Annotated in this window: 1 protein-coding gene and 1 pseudogene; both read right to left on the bottom strand. The window is 57.7% G+C overall.

The features are described 5' to 3' along the window. Positions 1-267, bottom strand: a pseudogene (locus tag OKB81_RS20555) (hypothetical protein); the annotation flags it as partial. An 82-nt stretch (positions 268-349) separates the two neighbouring features. After that, a complete protein-coding gene (locus tag OKB81_RS20550; protein ID WP_270805450.1) occupies positions 350-835 on the bottom strand; it encodes a hypothetical protein in 486 nt (161 codons plus the stop codon). Positions 836-964: the final 129 nt, after the last annotated feature.

The raw sequence follows: 964 nt of genomic DNA, 5'->3' as shown, positions 1-964 counted from the left end.
GCGCGAGCAGCTATCACCCAGTAATGGGAATCCCCCTCCTGTGACGCGAAGCGCTAAGGTGGGGGAGGATGTCAAGCCGAGTTTGTTGACGTTGATGTAGCCGCCGACATTGACCCTGCCTTCGTATTCCACATCGACCTCTGCCTTGACCTTCTTGGTCAAGGTTGCCCCTGTCTCATCTCTGTCACCGCGGTAATCGGCGGATGCAGTGCCCGTCATGGCCATGATGACCGCGGCGGCTAATGAGCTATAAATAAGTCCACGCATAATGAGTCTCTCCATTGAACTTTCAGCGGAAGATATGCCCATCGGCTGATACCCCCGGGCCTGGCTTCCTATCCCTGCGGCATCATGGGGATGCCGTTACTGCGCCAGCCAGGGGCAGGGAAACCATGTTGACTGACTGGTTTCCCTGTCCCGTGACCTGGTTCACCTGAATGACCCCCTTGCTGCCCGTGAGGGCGGTGTCATCCAGATAGATGCTGGTAGTGGTGTTGGCGGGGGGCTTTCCCCCTGGGGTCTTCGCGACGCTGGAGCTGAGATTGATGTCGGTCACGACACCCAGGCCGCTGTCATCGAGGGACAGGGCGAAGGCGTTCAGTTGCTGGTTGCCCTCACCCGCCCCCTGATTGATGCCGACCAGTCCCCGGTTCTGGCTCAGGGCCGAGCCCAGGATGGCGACGCTCTGGCTGTCGTTCAGATTGGTGGTGGATTGATTCAGCTGACCAAATTGAATGACGGCCGGACCCGAAATTGCGATGGCGGCAAGATTGCCTTGTTGGTTGTTATTGCCGGCAACCATATTGACGCCCATGGAACCACGAATATTGCTCAATGCCTGAGCACCGAGATCGACCCGGTTTTGCGCCATTGAGGGGGGGGCAAATGCAGGGTGAGAGCGTGAACATCCTGTTAAATTTCAGAGAGTTTTTGCAGGCCAGCTGCGAGCACAGTGTCCAGATAG

This window comes from Aeromonas sp. QDB56 (genome assembly GCF_027705505.1).
Classification (GTDB): Bacteria; Pseudomonadota; Gammaproteobacteria; order Enterobacterales; family Aeromonadaceae; genus Aeromonas; species Aeromonas caviae.
This window is presented reverse-complemented; position numbering and strand designations above follow the sequence as displayed.